This is a genomic window from Bacillus sp. AK25 (assembly GCF_048270685.1).
Taxonomy (GTDB): Bacteria; Bacillota; Bacilli; order Bacillales; family Bacillaceae; genus Bacillus; species Bacillus altitudinis.
Genome location: NZ_JBLUWC010000001.1, coordinates 1,148,214 through 1,170,854, shown reverse-complemented (window position 1 = coordinate 1,170,854; position 22,641 = coordinate 1,148,214). Strand labels below are relative to the sequence as shown.

General features: G+C 35.7%; 29 protein-coding genes and 3 pseudogenes. 11 read left to right on the top strand and 21 right to left on the bottom strand.

The window, feature by feature from the left end:
- Positions 1–97: 97 nt before the first annotated feature.
- Positions 98–445, top strand: coding sequence for a YunG family protein (locus tag ACNO7B_RS06030; RefSeq protein ID WP_039168782.1), 348 nt, complete (start codon positions 98–100; stop codon positions 443–445).
- 61 nt (positions 446–506) lie between these two features.
- Here ACNO7B_RS06030 and ACNO7B_RS06025 read toward each other — a convergent pair whose 3' ends face one another.
- From ACNO7B_RS06025 to ACNO7B_RS06010, 4 genes and pseudogenes are all read right to left on the bottom strand, one after another.
- Positions 507–965 (bottom strand): GyrI-like domain-containing protein, encoded by a 459-nt coding sequence (locus ACNO7B_RS06025; protein WP_039168785.1) that lies wholly within the window; start codon positions 963–965, stop codon positions 507–509.
- Between the two features lie 263 nt (positions 966–1,228).
- Positions 1,229–1,648, bottom strand: coding sequence for a GNAT family N-acetyltransferase (locus ACNO7B_RS06020; protein WP_156060657.1), 420 nt, complete (start codon positions 1,646–1,648; stop codon positions 1,229–1,231).
- A 31-nt stretch (positions 1,649–1,679) separates the two neighbouring features.
- Positions 1,680–2,249 (bottom strand): annotated as a pseudogene (locus tag ACNO7B_RS06015) (TetR/AcrR family transcriptional regulator).
- Positions 2,250–2,451: 202 nt separating this feature from the next.
- The gene (locus ACNO7B_RS06010; RefSeq protein WP_138279264.1) at positions 2,452–3,609 is read right to left on the bottom strand and encodes a CynX/NimT family MFS transporter; all 1,158 of its coding nucleotides are present in this window, start codon (positions 3,607–3,609) and stop codon (positions 2,452–2,454) included.
- A 112-nt stretch (positions 3,610–3,721) separates the two neighbouring features.
- On the opposite strand from ACNO7B_RS06010, the gene ACNO7B_RS06005 reads away from it, so the two are divergent.
- Together ACNO7B_RS06005 and ACNO7B_RS06000 are read left to right on the top strand one after the other, a co-directional pair.
- A complete protein-coding gene (locus tag ACNO7B_RS06005; RefSeq protein WP_019743043.1) occupies positions 3,722–4,627 on the top strand; it encodes a LysR family transcriptional regulator in 906 nt (301 codons plus the stop codon).
- 16 nt (positions 4,628–4,643) lie between these two features.
- Complete coding sequence (locus ACNO7B_RS06000) at positions 4,644–5,207, top strand: GNAT family N-acetyltransferase (RefSeq protein ID WP_035700391.1); 564 nt, start codon at positions 4,644–4,646, stop codon at positions 5,205–5,207.
- A 4-nt stretch (positions 5,208–5,211) separates the two neighbouring features.
- Here ACNO7B_RS06000 and ACNO7B_RS05995 read toward each other — a convergent pair whose 3' ends face one another.
- On the bottom strand, positions 5,212–5,736 hold the full coding sequence (locus ACNO7B_RS05995; RefSeq protein ID WP_144684625.1) for a DinB family protein: 525 nt from the start codon (positions 5,734–5,736) through the stop codon (positions 5,212–5,214).
- 179 nt (positions 5,737–5,915) lie between these two features.
- Here ACNO7B_RS05995 and ACNO7B_RS05990 point away from each other — a divergent pair.
- A pseudogene (locus ACNO7B_RS05990) lies at positions 5,916–6,006 on the top strand (aspartate racemase); the annotation flags it as partial.
- Positions 6,007–6,053: 47 nt separating this feature from the next.
- On the opposite strand, the gene ACNO7B_RS05985 reads toward ACNO7B_RS05990, so the two are convergent.
- Entirely contained in the window at positions 6,054–6,737 is a 684-nt protein-coding gene (locus ACNO7B_RS05985) for a hypothetical protein (protein WP_046527479.1), read from the bottom strand.
- Between the two features lie 402 nt (positions 6,738–7,139).
- On the opposite strand from ACNO7B_RS05985, the gene ACNO7B_RS05980 reads away from it, so the two are divergent.
- The gene (locus ACNO7B_RS05980; RefSeq protein ID WP_048003230.1) at positions 7,140–8,099 is read left to right on the top strand and encodes a DUF6414 family protein; all 960 of its coding nucleotides are present in this window, start codon (positions 7,140–7,142) and stop codon (positions 8,097–8,099) included.
- Positions 8,100–8,287: 188 nt separating this feature from the next.
- Here the strand turns inward: ACNO7B_RS05980 and ACNO7B_RS05975 are convergent, their stop codons facing one another.
- The 4 genes from ACNO7B_RS05975 to ACNO7B_RS05960 all read right to left on the bottom strand — a co-directional run bounded on the left by ACNO7B_RS05975 (position 8,288) and on the right by ACNO7B_RS05960 (position 11,402).
- Entirely contained in the window at positions 8,288–8,464 is a 177-nt protein-coding gene (locus tag ACNO7B_RS05975) for a hypothetical protein (protein ID WP_046527481.1), read from the bottom strand.
- Positions 8,454–9,572: a Rap family tetratricopeptide repeat protein gene (locus tag ACNO7B_RS05970; RefSeq protein WP_046527482.1), complete on the bottom strand. Its 1,119-nt coding sequence runs from the start codon at positions 9,570–9,572 to the stop codon at positions 8,454–8,456. Before ACNO7B_RS05970 ends, ACNO7B_RS05975 begins: the two co-directional genes overlap by 11 nt.
- Positions 9,573–9,778: 206 nt before the next feature.
- On the bottom strand, positions 9,779–10,441 hold the full coding sequence (gene catA, locus ACNO7B_RS05965; RefSeq protein ID WP_046527483.1) for a type A chloramphenicol O-acetyltransferase: 663 nt from the start codon (positions 10,439–10,441) through the stop codon (positions 9,779–9,781).
- A 130-nt stretch (positions 10,442–10,571) separates the two neighbouring features.
- A complete protein-coding gene (locus ACNO7B_RS05960; RefSeq protein WP_046527484.1) occupies positions 10,572–11,402 on the bottom strand; it encodes a sialate O-acetylesterase in 831 nt (276 codons plus the stop codon).
- A gap of 258 nt (positions 11,403–11,660) precedes the next feature.
- Here ACNO7B_RS05960 and ACNO7B_RS05955 point away from each other — a divergent pair, with 258 nt between their 5' ends.
- Positions 11,661–12,107 carry a MarR family winged helix-turn-helix transcriptional regulator gene (locus tag ACNO7B_RS05955; protein WP_417901305.1) on the top strand — a complete coding sequence of 149 codons (447 nt, stop codon included), beginning with the start codon at positions 11,661–11,663 and terminating at the stop codon, positions 12,105–12,107.
- Between the two features lie 32 nt (positions 12,108–12,139).
- Positions 12,140–13,084 carry an acetyl-CoA carboxylase carboxyltransferase subunit alpha gene (locus ACNO7B_RS05950; RefSeq protein ID WP_017359642.1) on the top strand — a complete coding sequence of 315 codons (945 nt, stop codon included), beginning with the start codon at positions 12,140–12,142 and terminating at the stop codon, positions 13,082–13,084.
- Between the two features lie 389 nt (positions 13,085–13,473).
- Here ACNO7B_RS05950 and ACNO7B_RS05945 read toward each other — a convergent pair whose 3' ends face one another.
- Both ACNO7B_RS05945 and ACNO7B_RS05940 read right to left on the bottom strand, forming a co-directional pair.
- Positions 13,474–13,698 (bottom strand): hypothetical protein, encoded by a 225-nt coding sequence (locus ACNO7B_RS05945; protein WP_047945565.1) that lies wholly within the window; start codon positions 13,696–13,698, stop codon positions 13,474–13,476.
- A gap of 136 nt (positions 13,699–13,834) precedes the next feature.
- Positions 13,835–14,056, bottom strand: coding sequence for a hypothetical protein (locus ACNO7B_RS05940; RefSeq protein ID WP_056704928.1), 222 nt, complete (start codon positions 14,054–14,056; stop codon positions 13,835–13,837).
- Between the two features lie 1,003 nt (positions 14,057–15,059).
- Here ACNO7B_RS05940 and ACNO7B_RS05935 point away from each other — a divergent pair.
- Both ACNO7B_RS05935 and ACNO7B_RS05930 read left to right on the top strand, forming a co-directional pair.
- On the top strand, positions 15,060–15,605 hold the full coding sequence (locus ACNO7B_RS05935; RefSeq protein WP_056704930.1) for a hypothetical protein: 546 nt from the start codon (positions 15,060–15,062) through the stop codon (positions 15,603–15,605).
- 21 nt (positions 15,606–15,626) lie between these two features.
- Positions 15,627–15,950, top strand: coding sequence for a hypothetical protein (locus ACNO7B_RS05930; RefSeq protein WP_056704933.1), 324 nt, complete (start codon positions 15,627–15,629; stop codon positions 15,948–15,950).
- 36 nt (positions 15,951–15,986) lie between these two features.
- On the opposite strand, the gene ACNO7B_RS05925 is transcribed toward ACNO7B_RS05930, so the two are convergent.
- The 6 genes and pseudogenes from ACNO7B_RS05925 to ACNO7B_RS05900 form a co-directional block, all read right to left on the bottom strand.
- On the bottom strand, positions 15,987–16,523 hold the full coding sequence (locus ACNO7B_RS05925) for a phage terminase large subunit (RefSeq protein ID WP_235562241.1): 537 nt from the start codon (positions 16,521–16,523) through the stop codon (positions 15,987–15,989).
- The gene (locus ACNO7B_RS05920; RefSeq protein ID WP_178930048.1) at positions 16,516–16,953 is read right to left on the bottom strand and encodes a terminase small subunit; all 438 of its coding nucleotides are present in this window, start codon (positions 16,951–16,953) and stop codon (positions 16,516–16,518) included. Before ACNO7B_RS05920 ends, ACNO7B_RS05925 begins: the two co-directional genes overlap by 8 nt.
- 143 nt (positions 16,954–17,096) lie before the next feature.
- Entirely contained in the window at positions 17,097–17,696 is a 600-nt protein-coding gene (locus ACNO7B_RS05915) for a hypothetical protein (RefSeq protein ID WP_056704936.1), read from the bottom strand.
- A 73-nt stretch (positions 17,697–17,769) separates the two neighbouring features.
- Positions 17,770–18,288: a hypothetical protein gene (locus tag ACNO7B_RS05910; protein ID WP_056704939.1), complete on the bottom strand. Its 519-nt coding sequence runs from the start codon at positions 18,286–18,288 to the stop codon at positions 17,770–17,772.
- 109 nt (positions 18,289–18,397) lie between these two features.
- Positions 18,398–18,854: pseudogene (locus ACNO7B_RS05905) on the bottom strand (sigma-70 family RNA polymerase sigma factor).
- Positions 18,855–18,870: 16 nt separating this feature from the next.
- Complete coding sequence (locus ACNO7B_RS05900) at positions 18,871–18,993, bottom strand: hypothetical protein (RefSeq protein ID WP_268414375.1); 123 nt, start codon at positions 18,991–18,993, stop codon at positions 18,871–18,873.
- Between the two features lie 232 nt (positions 18,994–19,225).
- Between ACNO7B_RS05900 and ACNO7B_RS05895 the strand changes: the two genes are divergently transcribed.
- Complete coding sequence (locus ACNO7B_RS05895) at positions 19,226–20,371, top strand: DUF262 domain-containing protein (protein ID WP_417901304.1); 1,146 nt, start codon at positions 19,226–19,228, stop codon at positions 20,369–20,371.
- 4 nt (positions 20,372–20,375) lie between these two features.
- Positions 20,376–21,104 (top strand): MAE_28990/MAE_18760 family HEPN-like nuclease, encoded by a 729-nt coding sequence (locus ACNO7B_RS05890; protein ID WP_417901303.1) that lies wholly within the window; start codon positions 20,376–20,378, stop codon positions 21,102–21,104.
- Between the two features lie 136 nt (positions 21,105–21,240).
- Here ACNO7B_RS05890 and ACNO7B_RS05885 read toward each other — a convergent pair whose 3' ends face one another.
- The 3 genes from ACNO7B_RS05885 to ACNO7B_RS05875 form a co-directional block, all read right to left on the bottom strand.
- Positions 21,241–21,441: an XtrA/YqaO family protein gene (locus tag ACNO7B_RS05885; RefSeq protein WP_417901302.1), complete on the bottom strand. Its 201-nt coding sequence runs from the start codon at positions 21,439–21,441 to the stop codon at positions 21,241–21,243.
- Positions 21,442–21,519: 78 nt separating this feature from the next.
- Positions 21,520–21,675 carry a hypothetical protein gene (locus ACNO7B_RS05880; protein WP_200939625.1) on the bottom strand — a complete coding sequence of 52 codons (156 nt, stop codon included), beginning with the start codon at positions 21,673–21,675 and terminating at the stop codon, positions 21,520–21,522.
- A gap of 21 nt (positions 21,676–21,696) precedes the next feature.
- Positions 21,697–22,131 (bottom strand): RusA family crossover junction endodeoxyribonuclease, encoded by a 435-nt coding sequence (locus ACNO7B_RS05875; protein ID WP_056704944.1) that lies wholly within the window; start codon positions 22,129–22,131, stop codon positions 21,697–21,699.
- Positions 22,132–22,641 lie beyond the last annotated feature (510 nt).

The following is a 22,641-nucleotide window of genomic DNA, read 5'->3' as shown; positions in this document are numbered from 1 at the left end:
GAAAAGATTTTATTGGTTTTTAAATGAAAAAAATCTACTATAGACTAAACAGATGCTATATTTATCTCACTCTTTAAATAGAAAGGATCTTTAGTAAATGAACCTCTACTCGACAGACGAAATCATTGATGCTTTATATAAAGCCTGGTCCTCTCAATCTAGTTCAAAATGGAGTAAAGACAACCCAGCAAACGGACAATGTGGCGTCACTTCTTTAGTTGTCCATGATCTTTTAGGCGGAAAAATAAACAAGACCTCATTACCCAGCGGATGGCACTTTTACAACGTAGTGAATGGAACAAGAATTGACTTTACTTCTTCACAATTCTCTGAAGAAATTTTTTATATGGATGTACCTTCAAATCGGGAAGAAGCATTTCAAGATACGAATAAGGATCAATATCGTTATTTAAAGGAACGAGTCCTAAACTATTTAAACGTGTAGATTTTATATTCATGAAAACAGACCACAAGAGGTCTGTTTTCATGAAAGTTAGATAAAATGTTTAAAAGATAGGCAGTAAGAATTCACACACCTTATCTTCGCCTTCATCTTCTCTATATCTCTCCATAATAGGTGCATGGCGTATGTTCAATTGATTGTGTTGGATCATTTGAGGTAATTGTCTCCAAAACAAATTCACTTTTTCGGCTGTATGTGTCACCGTAAACACAGCATACTTTCCTCCTTCAACATGACCAGTCTGAACAAGTTGATCTTTGGAGAAATCTCTATTTGTCATGAACATTAGGTCATATCTGCAATTTTCAGGTAAAGTTCTTGCAGGATCATCTTGAGGGACACCGTATATGCCATGCTTCTTTAATTCATCATTGAATTGATGTTCGTTGATCCATTTTTTAAATTTCTTCATCATCTCCACATTCTCTTTACTGCCATACGGTCCTATATTTCTCATATACACCATTTTCATATTCGTTAACATTTCAATTTTGTAATTCATGATTCTCCTCCAACTCTTATTGGAAGATTGGCCAATCATTCCTTACATCCAACGGTAACACCCTTTAAAATATAATGCATTAGGATATTAAAAATAATGGAATCTCATATTCTCATTCATAAGATGTCCAATTTTTAAGCATAAAAAAGAACGGATTTTAGCCGCTCATTTGTTATTGATTTTCATTTGAAGAAATGGCTTTTAGAAACTGACAATCAAAAAGGCCCTATAAAGGGCCGTGTGAATGATAGATAACATGACTTCTATTCATAAATAAGCACCCAGTACTTCGCCCCAGGCTCCCCTTCCTCTACAACAGCCTTCCATCCTCTTTTTTGATAAAAAGACAAAGCTTTGTGATTTTCGGATACACATTTGAGGGTGACTGGTGTTCCCAAAACTTTTATAGCTTGCTTGAGCAGCTGATCGCCAGCCCCTTGACCAGTAGCTTCTGGATGTACAAACAAGAGATGAATAAAACGATCTGGCACATATAATGAGATGAATCCAAGGATTTTATTGTTCTCCTCAGCTAAGAAAATTTGCTCTTCCTGCGTATCTTGATCAAAATCTTGGAGTTTGATTTCTTCTGTATTGAGCCAGTGAAAGCTCTGACGTCGGGATTCTAAATAGATTTGTCTTAATTGTGGATAATCTTCTATGCTTGCTTCTCTAATAAACATCGCAACATCTCCTATGTTTTTCATTTGAATGTTAATTCGCTTCTAAAATGTGTTTTGCCTGTGTTCTGCCTGCAAATAACAATTGATCACTGAACTGCTAGTCATTGACAGCACGCGCAAGAGCAATTGTACCAATCATGCTGCTTACTAGTGCGTAACTCTTAGAGTGATCTATGTTTCCCGTATCGGCTATAAACGCCATAAACCGTTTCAATTCATCGGTATAAGCTTTCCGTACCTCTTGCGATAATTGAGCAATCTCCCCTGCCAGTGCAGGCAGTATACAGCCGACTTCCGTCTGATCACGGTGAACGGAACTTAAATAAAATTCAATGATCGTCTGAATTCGAGGCTGATCTGCCTTCTTGTCTGCAACACTTTGCAGCAGCTTGATCGTATCCGTAATAGCAAAATGAAAAGTCTCTATCACCAACTGATCTTTGTTCTTAAAGTGAGCGTAAAACCCTCCATGAGTTAGACCTGCCCCTTTCATAATGTATGGCAAACTGATATTACGGACCCCATTTGTTCGAAATGCTCGTGCAGCACTTGCGATGATCTGCTCTCTCACTTTTGACTTATGACCTTTCGGATAAGGCATCCTCTTTTCTCCTCCTTCATTATGTGAAATGATCATGGAGGCTGCAGAAATGGCCACTCGTAAAGTTGAAAAATTTCTTTCACGATAATTCATTCAGGTGCATCTTTTAAAGATTGAGCAAAATAATCGTCATAGCCTACTTAGAAATAGGCTATGGCGATTTCAATTGAGTGATGAAATAAAAGCAGCGGTATACTGATCTTTAATTGGATACCTCATCACGTTTTTTTCCTAACTTCATAGATAACTGCACGCCAATCATCAGCATCACGATGGCGAGCATTGCGACAATAGCAGCTTGAAAATGTCCGCTGATATCGAAAATCAAACCGATTAAAAATGGACCAAATCCTCCCATGATGTACCCGCCCATCTGTGACATCGCTGACCATGTACCGGCTTCTTCTGGTGTACGCGTTTCAATAATAGGCAGCATAAGCGCCAAAGGAAATAATCCACCTGCTCCAATCCCCAGAAAAATAACAGCTGGCAGGATCGGCATTGGCAGTAGAAGGAATATGAGGCCAATCAGCTCTGACAAACTGCATAAGATCAGAAATAATTTCGGCTTTCCTAGACGATTGACGATGTTTGGAACGAGTAATGCCACCGGAATCTGAATGAGTGTAAATATCGTAAGCAGCATGGCGGCATACTGCGGACTATTCCCAAAATCAAGCGCAATGGGTGAAATCCACGCTGTTAACGAATAGAACATGCTAGACATAAAGCCAAAGAACAAGGTGAATTGAATGGCTTTTTTGTTTCGCAGCGGTAATCTCAGTGGCACGTCTGCAAGATCCGCTTGTTGGTTTTGACGAGCTAGACCGAGCCATAAAATCATGGCAATAACGCCTAAAATCGCCCAGCAGGATAACGCAAGTGGAAGGTTATGCTCACTGCGAAGGTAAATCGGAATGGTCAAGCCCGAAGCAAGTGCAGCTCCAACTGTCATCGATATAGAGTACACACTGACAATCCCAGGACTTTTCGGGAAATACTTTTTAATAAAACTAGACAACAATGGTCCGGCAAAACTAATTCCAACTCCTCCTGCAAAAGCAGTCATGAGAAGGATGGTAACTGTTTGACTTGTACCACGCAGTCCAGTCGCAATTGTGATAAGAAAAATCGAGAAAAAAAGGGTTCTCTCTAATCCAAACCGGCGGCTTAGTTTCGTTGCTACAGGGGCAAACACTCCCATGCACAAGACCGGCAAAGTGGTTAAAAGACTTGCCGTGAGTGCACTAACGCCAAGGTCTGATTGAATCATGCTCATCATAGAAGCTACGGATGTAATGATTGGGCGCAAGTTTAAGGCAGCTAAAAATAAAGCGGCTAAATAAAATATTTTTTTTATCAATACTCTTCTTCCTCTCTCATCTTGTTGAGGTTACTATGAGTATAAATCCGCTTCATTCATTGATCAATACAATAATTCGTATTATGATGATAGGAAAATACTATCATTAATGAAAGGATGGCATATGGATACTCGTCACATTACCTATTTTATGGCTGTATTCGATCATTTACATTTCACAAAAGCTGCAGAGCAACTAGGTATATCACAGCCTACATTAAGCCAACAGATTCAGCTGCTTGAAGCTGAAGTTGGGATGCCGCTTTTTGACCGAATCGGTAAAAAAGTAGTTGCAACTGAAGCTGGTACGCTTCTTTATCAATATGGCATGAAAATGCTTCAGGCTGAACGAGATGCAAAAAATGCTATGAAAGAACTGTTATCTGAACAGCGAGGTACCGTTCGGCTTGCCGTCCTTCCCTCTGATCTTGACTTTCAGCTTGTTCCGCTTTTTGTAGAATTTAAAACGCTGTATCCAGAGATCAACCTAAAGGCTTTTTCGACCATCTTTGTTCGTGACGAGGTGCTCTCACATAAAGTCGATATCGGAATTGGGCTGCGCGGGCCTGCGGATAAACGACTGATTCAAATTCCACTTGGCGATGAGCCCTACGAATTGTTTGTTCATTCAGACAGTGAACTGGCAAAAAGGCGTGAAGTGACGCTAAAAGAGCTGACAAAGCATGCACTGGTCATGTATCCAAAAGGCTATCTAGGAAGAGATTTGGTCGATGACGTATGTAAAGAACACGGTTTTGAATTGGACACGGTCATGGATGTTGGGTCTGCCACTTCATTATTGCAGTTGGTTGAAGCCGGGATCGGCGCCACCATCCAGCCAAGAGGGCTGTTAAAGCAACATTCAGCATGGCCTAATATTGTCTCTATCCCTATTTCTGCCCCTGCTCCTGTTCGGCATCTTGAATTAACGTATTATGCCGATCGATTTGTGACCAAAGCGCAAAAACAGCTATCTGAATGGCTAATAGACTTTTTTAAATCAAGAACAAACTAAAAAGTGAGGGTAACACATGAAGAATGCAAACAGCATATTTACAAGAACAAACCGGGTTGTGATTCGCCAGTTTGATCAGCAGGATATTGAAGCATTTTATCAATACCGATCAAATCCCTCTATTGCCACATTTCAATCCTGGGAAAACTACACGCACGAAGACGCTGAATCATTTGTACAACACCAAATGACGCAACAACCTAATCAACCAGGGACGTGGTTTCAATATGCGATTGCCTTATCTGAATCCAATCAGCTGATAGGAGATTGCGCCATTCATACACTCGGCAGCGAGCCTAGAATCGTTGAAATTGGATTTACACTCGCGCCTGAATTTCAAGGAAAGGGCTATATTCATGAAGCCTTGAATTCAATGATCGAATATATTTTCACTACACTGAACAAGCATAAAATCATTGCCTTTACAGATGTACGCAACGAAAAATCCATTCGAGTGCTGGAACGTTTAGACATGAGACGCGAAGGACATTTGCTACAAAATTATATGTCAAAAGGACATTGGGTCGATGAGTATCAATATGCTATTCTTCAATCCGAGTGGGCCGCGAAGCGTCATTAATCATTTATTTCCTATTTAAAATCCCTAAATAGGCGCTCCACGGTCCTACATCGGTTCGATATCGTTCCGCCATGACCCGAACAATTTGGGAGATATGGGTGAAATCATGGACAACCCACGTAGAAAGTAATTCGCTCACTTGCACGACGCCGAATTCTGGATGGACGCCCTTTTTCTCTAGATCAAGACTTGAATGTGTCATACGCTGAATGTATGCCACATTCTCCATCCGCACATGATGAAACTCTGCTAGTGCTTGTTCTATCTGTCTTTCAGTTTGATTCAAATGGGCGTAGCGGTCAAATGCAGGAAATGGGGTATTCTCTCCATCAGCAAGAATGACATTTAATCGTGGAATCCAGTTGAATTTCTCTGCTTCAATCAAATGTTCAATGACTTCAACGGGATTCCACGTTCCCTCCCCTTCACGACTGTGAAGCCAATCCTTCGATAAACCTGACAAAAGACTTTCTAATGTACGAGGAGTTCGACTCAACATATCTAAAGCTTCATCCAAATTGAAATTCATATGGTAGCTCCTTTATCCATTTTCTTTTATTCTAATGGATTTTGGATAGATTGTAACTTAATACCTCAAGACAAACAAAGGCGCTTTTGATCAAACTTATATATACAAATAGAACTTTTCTATAACGATCACCATGCTTTCTTTTTTATAATAGAAAAAAATGAAATGTGGTGATATCTATGTCTATAACGATTGGTATTATGGACGGGATGGGTCCTTTAGCAACGATTGACCTGATGAAAAAAAATCATTTCACATACACCAGCTGTGAATTAGATTGAACAACTTAATGCATATTGAAGTGCCACATTCTTTGTTTACCATTTTAAAAAATCACCTTCATTTTCCCCTTGTAAACCTGTGACATAAAAAAGAAAATAATCAGGTGACAAAGAAGAAGTTGTGAAATTGAAATCAATGTCAAACTCTTCAATTAGAAATTCATCTGGGTATACCTTCCATATTTTTTGCTTTATTTTGGACTCAATCCAAAGATCTTCATAGTTTGATAGTTGAGAATCCAAAACAAGATAAACTTTGTTACGTTTTCTTCCTTTTTGGAAAACACCATAATTGACTAATAGAACATAAGGTAAATAATCTAATGTCAAATTTTTATAGAGCCAAATATTTTTCTCAGTAGCTCTAGAAACCATATCTTTAAAATCTTTTAGTTTAAGCTCTCCATCCAGCAAACTCCTGCATTTTTCATATACTGTCCACATGTTACTCAAAAATTGCTTTTTTACTGACTTGGCATTTTTATAATCTTTTTCGATAGGCTTGAGTTTGTTATATCTTTCTCTATTATTCGGAATAGATGGACAATTAGAATGAGGAAAATGAATAAAATGTTTAGCTGAACTGGGTGTATTACCTGATCTAATGTAAAGATCATTACCACAAATCATGCATCTTGGTTTTATCTCTTTATAATATAACTCCCAATCTTCAATCGATATTTTTTCATTTGTTTTAGGATGTAATGCAGATCTAGCCATAAATTTCCTCCTATTTAAATAACATCACGCAATTTTATTAGATCAACTACAAGAAACACTATTTCAATATTCAATTATGCCTACTCAATCAGAATAGGTTATGAGTTAATACGCAATAACTTTATAAAAAGTTTCAAAATCTCCCTAATTACTTAATCTAAATTATACCCTGCTAAGTAGCTTGCGATATGTATTCTGTACCTGCCAAAAATCCCTCTTTTATATTTAATAAGTACTAATATAAAAGAGATCTCACACAATCGAAGTTAGGATTTCTCTATTCAAAAGAACGTTGGTACATCATCTGTATTTTTATGTTAATTTCATCAAACCAATTATTCCTTAAATTTCTCTTAATCACATATGGTATAATTATCCTCATGTAAACAAGGGGGGATCCTAATGAAGGAAATAGTATATTTAGATACAGAACTAGTAAACTCAATTCTAGCCCAAATTGATCAAGGAATAATCACTGATTATGCTCAACATGATGACACTCAAAAATCTCTCTCATCTGGAACAAGAGATTCATCTGGGAAAAGTGCGACGTTAGCATTTAATGCTAGTGGAGGTTCTGGATGGCTTCCTGGTGTAAATATTGGTCTCTCAGGTAATATTGGAGGGAAATCTGATGCAATGTCATTAGATTCTGAAACTTTATTAGAAGGACATAAAGACATTCTCAATAAATCCTTTCATGATTATTCTCTTGTATTACTATTGGAAAAATTAAAATCTGGAAATTTATTAATGAGTAATCAAGATGAACTACATGAAGGTGATCTCTATTTCGGTGAGGGCCCTTTTACATTTTTTGATTTTGAGTTGTTAAGTAACGCATTAAATCCAGATGCATTAGAAACTTTTATGTTATATGAAGATGATCAATCAATAAAAAATGTTGAAGAAGCAGAAAATATTATAAAAAAAGCGAAAGGTACAAAACAAGATCCAACTTTGATAAAGGAAGCGAAAAACATGGTCGAAAAAAGAAAAGAACTAAGTCCTATATTAAATTTATATAGTACCCTAGATATTCTCAGTTCATATTCTTCCAAAATTTTAGGCGGTCATTCAATAATAAAATCAGAAACAAATATAGGACTTGTAAAAAAAGAATATCTTCGTGAGTCTCCTGAATCTTTATCCTTTAGAGGAAATAATGGTAAAAATATAAAATTCTTAGCTAGAATTATAAGAAAAAAAGATGAAGTTTATGATGGAACTGGTTTAGAAACAATCTCCCCAGATCAATTGCATGAAGTTCCTAATTTTATGCTGGATATCGTTTTAGGAAGCTTTAATATTATTAAATCAGGTGATTTATTAGTTACACCGATAGCAATTTATTTTGAATAATTTAAATGGAAAAGCGAACTTTTTCATGTTGGAAAAAAATTAAATGAACTGCATTTATACTTAACACTGTTATAAACTGATATATTAAAATTTTTTAACAGGTTTTTCTGATTTAAAAGGGATTTCTGCAAAAAAATGGAGAAGTTTAGTTGTATATAAAAACAGACCCCCTTAAGGTCTGTTTTTATCTATACATTTTCAGATGTTGCATTTCGGTCAATCAAAGTCGTGTTTCGATCAGTTTTTTGTTGTTCTTCCATTGTTGTATTTCGAATCGACTTTGTTTCAATGATCTTCATCGTTTCTACAGTTGATACACTCAATAATACAATGCTTACTATGAATAGCACCCTTTTAATAATCATATAGACATTCTCCTTTTTGAATATCATTTTGAGCCTTAAGAGCCTTTCTGTAATATTCGGCGGATTTTTCAAAGTCCCCTTTTTTTTCATAAAATAATCCGACACTTTGAGCAAATGCTTCCACATAGACATGTAGTTTCTTTTCTTCAAAAATATCAAACACTTCTTTCAAAGCTTGTTCATTAGTATCCATATAAATAGCTTTTAATGCTTTAAATAACAAGACACTTAGCGAATCATTTACCTTTAAGGAATATATAAGTCCATCTTCAACGAGCAGATCCGCTTCATCAGTTTGATTAGACTTGTACAGCGACCAACACAAACTAAATAGAGTGATTGGCTTTATGTCACTATTTTCCGAAGAAATGACATCTAACACTTCTTTATAATGCTTTATTGCCTCTGTATACTTTGATTGCCTATCATATGTATTACCAATATTTAATAATGTTTTTGCTACTAAACGTTGATCGTTTGCGCCCACAGCAATTGAATAAGCAGTCTTTAAATGTTGCAACGACTTTTCATATCTCATGAAATCATCATAATTTCCTGCAATGACAATTAGACTTTGAATTTGGCGAACTTTATACTGCTCATGTTCTTTATAAATATCTAGCGCCTTTATGATGTGATGCATAGAAACATGAGTTTGTTTCATAATATAGTAGGCTTCAGCCACCTTGAAGTGAAACTCCGCTTGCTCAATATCATCGACAACCAGTGCAAGCTGCCTTTCAGCGATCTTGTAATATTGAATAGCCTGTACATATTCTTTCTTACTAAATTCATGCATTCCTCTAAAAAAAGCATTGTAATATTGCAACATACCCGAAAGTTGATGATTAGAATTCTCAATTTTATCAACCAATTCTGAAACAGAAGGCGATCGTTTTTCTGAAGGTTTAATATAATCGAGCATAAGCTGATGGCGAAAACACATCAATTGATAATAAATGAGCAGATCTTGATCCTCTTCCATTCGTTCAATTTCTCGTTCGACCTCAGCTTTCAAAATCTCTGCATCTGGTACACTAAATTGTCGAATCATTTTATACCATTCATTGATTTTAACACCTACATGTGAAGAAAGAACTTTCTCCATCCCTTATCCCCCTTCCACTGAACTCCCTTATATGACATTTATTATCACATACAAGAATTTACAAAGCACCGAAAAGAAACCGCAAAAAGAACAAATATAGCCTTAATAACCCTTTGGAACATTTTCATTCTCATCACAAAACAAAAAGGCAGACTCATTTCAATCTGCCTTCATCTTCTAGATTTCCATGAGAACACCTTTTGTCTTCAGGTAATTTGCATTGAATCATTTAACCACTCTTCACAATGTTCAATAAGCCACCTCAAATATTCCACATATTGACCGACATGATAGCCATCACAAACAGCATGATGGACTTGAATCGCGACTGGCAAGATGATTTTTCCTTCTTCCACCTTAAACTTGCCTATCGTAAATATTGGCAGTAAATAAGTTATATCTGTAGATACATTAAGGTTAAAAGAAGTAAAATCAATCCACGGCAGGCTTGAAATATTGAACATGTTTTCTGGCATATGAGGTTTCGGAAATAGGTTGCTGCTTTTGCTGTAAGTGTCCATGTCCGCTACACAGCTTTTATAAAACCGAGCAAAGTTTTCGTCATAAGGCGTCCAAATACTTGAAAACGTCTTTGTTTCTTTATTTAAAATTGTATAACTAGGATGGAGAATCTCCCAGTAACCAAGTGCATCGTCCACTTGATCCATCCGAAATTCCGGTATATTTTGCACAGCTCTTGCTAACAAATAAATTTGCACAGGATATACTTTTAGCCTTTTTTCTTTTAATATTGCATACAATTTTGTGATGTCTAGATCGATCACCAGACTATATGAGCATCGGGTTACCGTCATATAATGATGAAAGTGCTCTTTTCTCGGATAATTTTCATCTATTTGTTTAAACATTTTTTATCTCCTCCTGAATGTAATTGCTTGTATTCAGGAGGAAGCTTTATCTGTTTTTACCACCACAATCATCCTTTCACAAGATATATCATGTTTCTGTTTATTCAAAGACTACTATGAGGAGCTTTGCCTACGTTAAAGCCTCCAGCAACTCTTCATAAGTCATCTTGCCCAACGTGAATTTTTCTAGTGCTATATATGTTTTCTCCGCTGAAGTATTCATTCTATTATGACATTCATTCACTAACTCATGTTCATTTGGTAATGGTCCATGTAAATGTTCTTTTTTTCGACATGCTTCATAGTATCTTATACCAAATATTCTCTGGGACATCGCATTGAAGTGAATTCCATCCGGGTTAGGTATAAGACCTTTCGCAGTAACATAATAACAATTTTCATGATCATGTGCATATTTTTGTAGTTCCTCATTGATCAGTTGATATTCCACACATCCTGCGCCAAATGCTGTCTTTCCTAAGAAATCGCCCAAACCACCTATCACAAGCGGAATGTTAGGGACAGATAATTCCGTTCTCAGTTCATGAAATAATCTTCGTATTTTTTCATTGTATTCTTTGTATTTCCCATCTTGGCTGTCACTTTCTCCTTGATGCCATAATATCCCGGCCAATTCGCTATCTTCCTTTGCAAATGTAGCTTCATTTATTGCATGACGAAATAATGCCCCATCTCGTGACCACTCATCAATGGAACTGCCACCTTCGGCACATGGAATAAGACCAATCTTCTCTCTCTCATGCTCTTTACACCAAGCCTCCGCAAAAGAAGCCGCTAGTCCTACGCCAGCTACCGGTCTATCAAAATGGATGGGCTCAGTCATCATTTGCCATCTACCATTTCGCAACATCATGATTCTTTCATTATAAATTGGTGGCACTTCATGCTTAAAGCCTCGACCCGCCATATTAGATTGTCCAATTAGTAAAAATGACTTCATATTTTTCTCCCCCTCTCTTTATTTTTCATACTTGCCTATTTTTGTTGAAAATAGTAAACAGCAATTACTTAGGGTAAGATCCTGATGCATCTATCAATCAGGTGGATCGACTATGGATCAATCCACTTAAACCATTTTAACAAGAAGAAATCTCTTGTCTATGTTGTCATATTGGCTTACGTTAAACTTGTGAAAAAAACAAATTCATGTATAATACAATTGATGTATAATACATGAATTTTAGGAGAGTGACCTTTTTTGAAAAGAGAAGATGCCTTAAAACTAAGATCAGATATTAAGAAAATGATTATAATAACTGGGGTTTTTGAATCTCAAAATTTGCCCAATGGACCATTTGAAAAACCTCTACCAACCTCTCAAATGATGGCGTTAGAGGAACTAGAGATGGAAAAATTAACTGCTTGGCAACTATCCAATAAACTTAGATTAGAGACTTCAACTGTAAGTAGATTGGTAGATAAGTTAGTAAAAAAGGGACTTGTTTATCGTGAAGTAAATGAAAAAAACAGAAGAGAACTTTTTCTGCACCTCACAGAAAAAGGCCACATTACTGTGAATCGCTTAAGAGAACAATCCCTTACATTTTATCAACGTATCCTCAGTAATTTATCAGAATCAGAACAAAAAATAGTTGTGGATGGTTTTGAATTATTTATTGATTCTATTTCTAAGTCTTTTGATTAGAGTGAGGTAAATCATACCCTTTGGAGGATAAAATGAGTTTGGATTTTGAACGTCCTATTATTGAACTAAAAGAGAAATTTGATGAATTAAAGAAAATGATGAAAGAACATAATGTAGATTTATCATCAGAAATTCAAGAATTAGAAAAACGTTTAAATAAAATGCAAGATGAAATTTATTCTAATCTTACACCTTTTCAACGAGTTCAAATTGCAAGGCTACGTAACCGGCCCACGACATTGGATTATATACCTTTATTGTTTACAAACTTTTTCGAACTTCATGGTGATCGATTATATGGTGATGATCAAGCAATGATAGGTGGTATTGCAAAATTTAAAGGGATGCCCGTTACGGTTATTGGTCATCAAAGAGGGAGAAGTACAAAGGAAAATATAGAAAGAAATTTTGGAATGGCACATCCAGAAGGTTATAGAAAAGCGCTAAGACTGATGAAACAAGCTGATAAATTTAATCGCCCTATTATTACATTTATTGATACAATTGGCGCCTATCCAGGCAAAGGGTCTGAAGAACGTGGAATTTCTGAAGCGATAGCTCGAAATCTATTGGAAATGGCTACACTTAAAGTGCCAATTGTTTGTATTGTAATTGGAGAGGCATCAAGTGGTGGAGCTCTTGGTATTAGTGTCGGTAACCATATCCATATGTTAGAGTATTCATGGTACTCAGTCATTTCGCCAGAAGGAGCAGCCTCTATCCTATGGAAGGATGCTAAGTATGCTCCAGAAGCTGCTAAACACATGAAAATTTCAGCAAAAGATTTAAAGCATTTAGGAATTATTGATGAAATTATTCCTGAAATTAAGGGTGGAGCACAAAATGATATAAAATCACAGGCAAAATTGATTGAATCTGCAATCGAATCATCTCTTAAAAAATTGATACGATTATCCTCGGAAGAGCTTATACAACAGCGATATGAAAAGTATAGACAAATAGAGAATTATAAATGAAAATACTTAAAACCGTATTACATTTCTGAGGATTCTTACTAAAAAGTTCTAAATATTTTGTAAGTAACCTCTTAAACTGGATATGCTGATACTATTAAAAGTGTGTGATCGGTATGGAAAAGGGATTTTTTGATTCTAAAAATACTGAGAAACAATCTGGTGGATAAAGTTCGTCCCCAATTCGCCCCCAACCAAAAGAAAAAAACAAAAAACCCTTGCTAGGCAAGGGTTTCAACGATGATTCCGACTGGGCTCGAACCAGCGACCTCTCCCCTGTCAAGGTAGGTATATGACATCCTGTGAGTATCACTGAGATCCTCTGGTGTTCCTTCGTATTTTTTAAAACCGAAAAAAATGTTACCTTTTTTATTACTTTTTTATAACCTGTTTTAAGCTTTATCACCATTAATATATTTCACTAACATAGCTGCTGCGTACATAAAGAATGCAGCGATTAAACCATTCACCATACTTCCAAAAACTACAATCAAAATCTGTCCTGCGTAATCTGTCCATGTTTTATCTGGAAATACAGCAATGTTCCATATACTTATGAGCATATAGAATCCAGTCGCAATGATAAAAGTCCAAACAATTAATTTTGATTTGAGCATTTATTGACAATCCCCCATAATCCATTTTCTTCTATGATAACATGAGTTAATAATTAATCTTCAATCAATTCATCGTGATCCATATTCTTAGCTTCATCTAACTCACGTTCTAATCGCTTCTTATCTTGTTATCCTTTCAAAACGTATATGAGCAATATACAGAGTTGGTTTCTTCATAAGTCGAAAAGCTTTCTACTTTCAAATATCCTTCAAAGCCCAAAGCAGCTTTAACTATATTTTTACTCTTAAACAACATATCTCTTTGAATATCATTATCTTTCATGTTTGAAATATCGTCTATAAACATTGTGTGTAATTCAAATCTATTATTCTCATATTCAAATCTAAGAACCTTCACTTTTAATCCTCCTTATTAATTTTCCTTAATTATACAGGGGATTTAGATTGAATGGAAAGAATATCATAGTTTTAAACGACTGAACGCAAATATGCGTTTTGACATAAGCTGATGTCATTTTAAATGACGGTAGGTATTTATGAAATCCCCACTGTAGGTTAAAACTACTCCCTTTGTAATACTGCACTACTGTGTCAAGTGTCCCGAACAGTTTCTCAACCCTCAAGTTTGAGTTTTGATACTTGTGGCTTGTCCTGCATCGTCAGAAACGATACACCCATCCTTCGTACAGCACTTAATGGCAGCTTTCGCCTTTCAGATACATGTGCAAATAGTGAAGCACAGTGGTATCCTATCCTCATTTATCGCATCGGCTGAGTCACTACCCTTTTAAGTTTAAAGTGTTAGCACATTCCACGACAGTCTTATCCTTAAAAATGGCATCACTAAAGACAACACCTTGATCCAGGAGTATAGACTGATCCTATTTAGTTAGGTGAGGTAAACTTTACTTGCCTCGTAAAATGCACGACCTATTGAATACAAACTAAATTAAGTTAGAATGGGCTGGTATCATGGGCGCGTACCAACCCATCAGATTAGATAGTGCGCCAACACTTTTCTAATCAGCTAGAAATGACGATCATGAGCAGTAGGAATAGCCCTAATGTGCTCATGATTGTTACAAATAGTAACTCATCTATTAACCTTACATCTAAAAAGAAATTGAATACAATATTATTGAATTCATTGATGATGTAAAGAATGAATTCAATCAAATAAATAAAAAATTAGATAGACAAGTAGCCACTTACATTGATGTGTAGATGGTTTTTTCATGCGTAAATATGCCCTTTTCAAGATGCAAGAAATTAGTAACACATCTAATTAAACAAAGACAAACAGCATGTGATTTAAAGCCCATTTATTCTAATTTATGTAAAATTTTTTCCTTTCTGTGATATCCTCACTATTGAAAAATGATTAGAAAGGAAGTATTCCAATGAAAAAGTTTTTTGTTAAGATGTTGCTAGTTCTCATATCAGCAGCAGTTTTCATTCCCACAACAGCTACATATGCAGCAGAAAAGATTGAACAGAAAGAAAATTTGGCAGTAACTTTCAATCCTACTGAGCTACAAAAACAACTTGCTTTAAGAGATGTACCATTAGAAAAACAAGAAGCCTTGCTTCAAGCATTTAAAGCTATTGAGAATGCTAACAATGATCCACTTGCTACTACAAATGGCCCTAAGGGTGCGGCTATTAAGGCAGCAATCAAAGTAATTAAAGGCTTAGTGAATAACGACTGGGCAAAATGGGTTTTACAGCAACGTTTTGGAAAGGAAGCTGTAAATGGTACTGTCAAAAATGCAAACAAGATCATTAAAGAATTAGAAAAAATTATTGATACTCCAAAAAATGCAGCTGGTAGGGCTCGAAAGGTTGTTTCTGCAGAGCTTAAAAAACATATAGACTCAGGTGTAGCTGATACAATCGGACTTGTTGTTGAATACATCGTTCTCACTGCTGATTTACTTATACTTTAGATAAAAGGATGGTACATATATATGTCACAAAATCAATTCATTCAGTTCCAAAAAGCCAATGGTTTAGACGATGAAGACGTTCAATTCCTCATCACTCTCTCAGGAGCATTTTGCACCTGTGAAGAAGAAAACAAAAAGGCATATGATATAACAAGGACAGCGTTCATTAGACACTTTGGTGAAGAATTAAACCTTTCAGATATTGAAGGAAATACTAGAGAAGAATATGAAGAGATCATCAATCAATTTCTAAGCAAGAAGGATAAAAAAATCAATGTGGATGAGCTTTTACAATCTTTTTATGATGCAGATATGATGGAGGGATTAAAAAAGAAATTCAATTAATGGCCTTGGTTTGAAGGTCTTTTTTATTGCCATCAATTACATATAGGCACCTCTCTTTAGAAATACTTGTGCTCGTTTACGTGGGTTGTCCGGCTTTGTTTTGTGTGTTAGTTCTTCACGTAGAACCGAGTTCATAATAGTGCTTACTTCTTCATCTGACTTAAATTCTGCAAGCTCTTCAATCCACATAACACCTATTGGAAAGTCAGCGTCTTTGATTGATTTGAGCTTTTCAGGATCGTCAGCCCCTGCAAAATATATCTTGTTCCCTCTCGGCTTGTATGTGATTTCTAACCTAGAAGGAACAAACTTGAATAGATGAGAGACACCCAGCGTTACCGTTGCTTGCTTTATTTGTGCGAAAACAGATTTAACAAGCGTGTTCTGTACTTTACGCAGCACGAGAGCGGAAACAGGGTATTCAATGATGTCTGTTACTACTCCAACACCCACGCTAAACGATTTGCCAGAAGCACGGCCTCCCTTCATAACGTAATGAAGATGCTCTTTTGCTCTCCTGCATCTCCAAAACTCATGAAATGCCGGTGCCAGCACTTCCGATATTTTAATCATGGTCATCGATATCACCTATATCATCAACAATACGAACGCCAACATTTCCCACCATATCAACTTTATCTGTCCACATAGAATGACGCTTCCCTAACAGCTCAGCTGCTTTTACACGATCCTTTAGATAAGGGTCTTTATCTTCTAATTGCTGTGCGCCTTCGCCTAAGCCAACAGGTATTTGCTCTGTTTTCTCTCCACGCATGACAGCAGTTAGAAACTCAAGAATCTCGTCCTGTGAAGCTATCCTTTCAGCATCCTTTTCATCCAACCGCTCTTTTATATAGGATTTAATGTCAGGTTTAGTCAGGTTCTCTTGACCGATTGATTTAGCGGTCTTAGAGCTGTATCCTGCTTTCCTAGCGGCTTCTGTAGCATTTCCTAGTTCGATGTAGTAGTCAGCAAAGCGCTTCTGTTTTTCTGTCAGTTTCATTGCATATCAACTTACCCCCTTTTAATTTATTCACTCTAAACTGCCGCCGCACTCTACCTTTAAGCCGATATTTTTTATAGAGATTCTTCACCGGAAGCAGTTTACAGGAACAAAAAAAGCACCTTAATAATAGAGGCGCCATTTTATTCATTATTAGATTGTTCAGAGTTATCACTTGAATTACTTTGTTTTTTAAACTCATTTACTCTGTCCATAAAATATTCTAGGTTTCTATCAAAATAGTGATAATTTATCAGCATAATCATTATTAGAACACCGTTACCAATTTCAAGTATTATCGTTTTTCCGCTGAGTAAGGTTAAATCTGTCCAACAGAGGACTGCTATAGTCACAAATGACAGCATTAAACTTGTAAGTAAGCCTCTTCTCGCATGTAGTTGCCCTAAACGATAACTGTATATGTTTTTAATTCCTTTCCCAAGTTCTTCTTCAATGATTCGCTTATCTATTTTAAATTCTTTATCAAAGTAAACTAACCATTTTCTTTTTCTGTATTCTGGAATTACAAACCAGAAAAACAAACTAATCTGATGAATGATATGCCCTAAAATTAATCCTAGTGCTGCTGCTAGTGCAGTAAAACCTACTAGCGAGAAACCTTTATACTTTAGAATTTGGGGTATATACTCTGGTTTGTTTATTAAATACAGCAGGGTTATAAATATCATAAACACCCATCCAGGGAGTCCCCATCTTACTAAATATTTAGATTCAAAATTCACCTTTATCACCCCCGCCTTTATATCGGCAGAAAGCGAGCACATGGAACTATTCGCAAAATTTGTCGAACGAAAATCAATTTAGTATTATTGGCATTTCAGGAGTATCAAACTTTTTATAGAATTTCTTTAACTCATCCTGCTTCAAAGCATTATTTTGATCACTTCTGAAATCTGGAGATTCTGCATTCACTTTATTAACAATAATATGATCACTCTTAATTGATTTAGCATACTCAATCAATTTTTCAATATAAAATGTTGCTATTCCTCCTTTCCTTAAAGAGCCGTCATGTACATGTATTAGTTGTAGCATTAATGGTCTGTTTTTTTGAGCATCATAAGTCTTAGTAAAACGTTCCGTAATAGAAAATTTTTCGTGAAAATCCATACTGAATAAAGGCTTATCCTCTCTTACATTATATATACAAAATTTACAAGACATGTCATTAATGTGATAACCCGTCCTAATACTTTCTTTCATTCCTTCATCAGAGAATCTAAATTCAATATCTTCATTATGACTTAATAAAGCTTCTGGAAGGCCCCAGTTACGAATGATAGCCTCACTTATATTTTGAGATTCTAGTTTCATTTGTAATTCACATCCAATTCTTATTTTGTAACTTAAGATTATCATAGTTTTATTTAAAATAAGAATTGGTGACGCGGGAAAATTGTGCCTCCCCGTCCTGCCTTCCATTTTACACTACGGATTTTTCGTCTTTCAAGATATGCACAAAGTGGCAATATTGGCATATTTGGTCGATGATATTATCTTTCATCTGCCGTACCTTTTCACGAGACAGGCCCAAGTGAAGTCCAATGGCTCGATAACTCATACCTTCCATCATGCAGTCATAGACCACCCTGTGCTTTTCACCTTCGATTTTGCTTGCTGACTGCCTCTATTGCATATACACGTTCTTCAAACTTTCGAAGTCTCTTAAACAATCTTTCTTCCCTCATATCCATGTCACGTAATTCAGCTTGGCTCTTTCCTTTGCTCCCCTTTGGCAATGTTGCCTCGATGCCGTATTGAGCAACGCCCCAGCTGCGCATAGGTATGTCAGTGCCATATAAAACACGTTGAAGCCGTTGAACCTCTTTCGCCATCCAGTGATAATTGTGAATGAGTCCTTCAATCTCTTTTTTGTTCATATTGTTTCCCCTCCCGTTATTTACGCTTGTACGCCCCGCCTTTGACTCTTCTCAGTCTTTGCATGTTTTGCCCCATTAGCTTTCTTAAATCTCTATCAGTGAGCTTCTGCGTGTTCTTTTTAGGCTTTTCCTTCTTCATGGCTGCTCCTTTCTGAGAAATAAAAAAAGGACACCAATCAGCACCCCTAAAAGGTGTTGATCAGTGTCCTCAGGCTCTCCGTCTTGGACTCAATATATTGTTTAATTTGATTATATAATAAATTCTAAGAAGAATAACATTTTTGATTTTTTTCTCATTACTACTTTCCTAATGTTTATTTTTGACTTATTATTAGAAAGATATAACAAAAAAACAAAAGTGAGGAAATATAATGAATGATTTGTATTATCTTGAAGATGAAAAAGTCGAAGAATTCGATGATACTTCCTTAGAATTCGAAGATGAATCTGAAGATCAAATAAATGAAATACCGTCTGAAATAAGAAAATTAAGAGTACAAGCTTATGATAAAAGTGTTAGTGATTTAGTAAGGATGGTTAAAGATAAAGAAATCCTATTAACTCCTGAATACCAAAGAAACTTCATCTGGGATACAAATAAATGTTCTTTGCTTGTTGAATCTATACTACTTAACATCCCCATTCCTGTTATTTATGCTTCTGAAGAAAAAGATAGCGTATGGAACATCGTAGACGGTTTACAAAGACTTACAGCTTTGAACCGATTTATTAACAATCAATTTAAATTAAAGGGCTTAAAAGTTTTAAGTGAACTTAATAATCTAAAATATGATGAACTTCCTTCTAAAGCTAGTCGAGTTTTGAAAAATGGTAATCTGAGAACAATATTAATATTTAATGACTCTCATCCAGAAATTAAATACGATATTTTTATGAGACTAAATTCTGGAGCAGTAAAGTTAAACGAACAAGAACTAAGAAATTGCTTGTATAGAGGGCGTTTAAATCAGCTTTTGAAAAAATTAACACATACCCCTAAGTTTATGCAAATCTTAGGGTTGAAGAAGCCTCATAAAAGAATGACTGATCAAGAAATGATATTAAGATATTTAGCTTTTTCTGAAGGATATAATGAATTAAATAATAATATGGAAGGCTACAAAGGTGCTACAAAGACATACTTAAACAGTTATTTTGAGAAAAATCAGGATATCTCTGAAGTGAAATTACACCAACTTGAAAATAAGTTTAATAGTGTGATTGATTCTGTGTATGAAGTTTTTGGAGACAAAGCATTTAGAAAATTGAACGAAGATGGATATGAAACAAAAATCAACAAAGCCATTATGGATGTGATAATGATTAGTTTTCAAAATTATACATTTGAAAGAATTCAAGCAAAGAAAGCAGAAATATTATTAAATTACAAAGAGATACTAACTGATCAAGATTTCAACAAATCCGTAACTCAAGGGACATCAGATACAAAAGCTTTAGAATATAGATTAAGTTCTTGGATTTCTAAAATGGAAAGTACTATGTCAACAGTGGGGTAAACTAATGAATATGCAAAGCTTTCAAAACTTTACTGAAGCACTTAAAGAAGTTGAAATACTTACAAAACTAGCTGAAAAACTGGAAAAAGATGAAAATAGCTACGCAACATTAATAAAGAGCGCATTATTGCTTCTTACCGCTAAATTTGAAGTGTTTCTTGAAGATATAGTTACTGAATATATTGATACCATAAACGATATGAATATAACAAACCTTGTACTCTCAAATAAACTTAAAATAACGCACTCAGCGGTATTACTTAAAAAACTTATGGATTATATCGAACATCCGAATAAGGATCCAGAAAAAATCGAAGTATTTAAAGAATTATCTATATTATGGTCCAATGAGGAGAATAGTGTATCTCCTCTTAAAATTCCTAATAAATTTAACTACGGTAAACATGGATCTAAAGAGGTACAAAAACTTTTCAAGAATATTGAACTAGATATTTTTGATAAAGTTACTATTTATTATAATGAAGAAGACTCTCTCTTAGATGATAAAGAAGAAATTAATATGGATGTAATTATCAATAACATGACAAATCAAAGAAATAATATAGTACATCAAGATAAGAGTCCCAACATGACTCATAAACAGATAGATAGTTATTTAAACACTTTAAATGACTTTTCAAAGGAACTATGTGTAGTGTTAAATAAAAAAATATTTCTTTTTAAAGAGGCTTGCAAGTCATACCAACAAGTAGCATTCTCAAAAGAAGTGTAATATTTTTCCCTTTATAAATAGATGCACTTAAAATAAAATTCAAAAAGACACTGAATATACTTCAGTGTCTACATTACTTTTCCTAAAAACAATCACTAAATCTTTTAACTTAAACTTCGAAACTAATATTCTAATATCATCTCACCTTGAACCCTATCTCATGGTCAACTCTCGCAAAATAACCTTTAGCAGTTTGAATGATTGTTTTTCCGTGTTCAGGTGCGTCTGTGATATGGGCTGTACCTTCGTTGCCGTCAATCACGATGATGCGGACCTTCCCAGGTTCTAAATTCTGATGAATGGTTGTTTCAAAATCCTTTATTTCATTTGGTTTCATCCGCTCCGCCCCGCTTCCATGTGTTATAATTAAAGTGTGAGATTTAATTAGCACTGGAGCAGCGGCTTCGGTGTTTTTTTATGCCCCTTTATCCATCTGGAACGTTGGTGACGGTTTTAGTTCTTCTCGGTAAACGATAGGATGTTTTGCTAGATACGCCTCTAGCTCTTCTTTGGTCATCTTCCAAGTGACATCCGGCCCCGCTGTATACGGATTGTTAGACTTTCCGCTCATATTTTCTACCCGCCTTCCTTTTCAGTTCGCCAATTCAGTAATAATAATTTCGACTCGTGGATTTTCGCTGTAGAACTTACAGACTTTCAATTCCACTACTTGACTATCATCCTTGTAAATTAGATTGTTTAATGCGTCTTTAATGCCTTTTGAATAGTTATCAACATCCGGCTTTGTTGTGGGCCTTAGAATTCCTTTTTCAGCACATGCTTTTTGCTTCTTAGAATCTGAAATTTTCTTTGTCATTGGTCTGAATACTCTGATATCCTTTGAGACAGGTCCCGTTATGAGTTGATTTGGTTTATGTTGTGAAGCAACTAAAGCCACGTAATGCTTAAAATCTTTTGATTTCTGCGGATCATGCATAACGATTTTTCTTTTTCCAGTATTCCTTGTAGACGCTCTTGGTCTCCCTTGCGCTACTGGCTCGCCATAAACTGTAAATGCTATTATCATGTCAACCTCCCGTCATCCCGCAGCCATTGCAGGAGCTTCCTTTCTCTGAATCTAGCTGTGAAAGTGATAGTGATTAGCGCTGCCATCGTCTTCATGCTGTCTTTCCTTCCAACGCCCTTGCTTCGACTAACATTCTGTCTAACATTTCGATGACTGGCTTTAGGCTTTGCTTACTTTCTGTGGTGTTACAATCAGGACAAGGGAAGAAGCCCGCCATGAAAGTATTTTCGTTTATGACGACTTTCGATCCGTTACATGGTTCACACATTTAAAACGCTCCTTCTAACCGATGATTTAGCTTTATATTTTTCTCAATCGTTACAGCAAAGTTCTTACACATTGAGAAAAATCGTGTGCCGAATGCTTCATCCATTTGTATGAAGTCCTCAAAATTCAGATGAAAGCATGATCGGTTTTTGATGTTGATAACGATAATTAATGATTTCTTGCATTTGCAGAAACGGCCATGTCTTCAGCTCGTCATTTTCATTTGTTCTTGATTTGAATAGA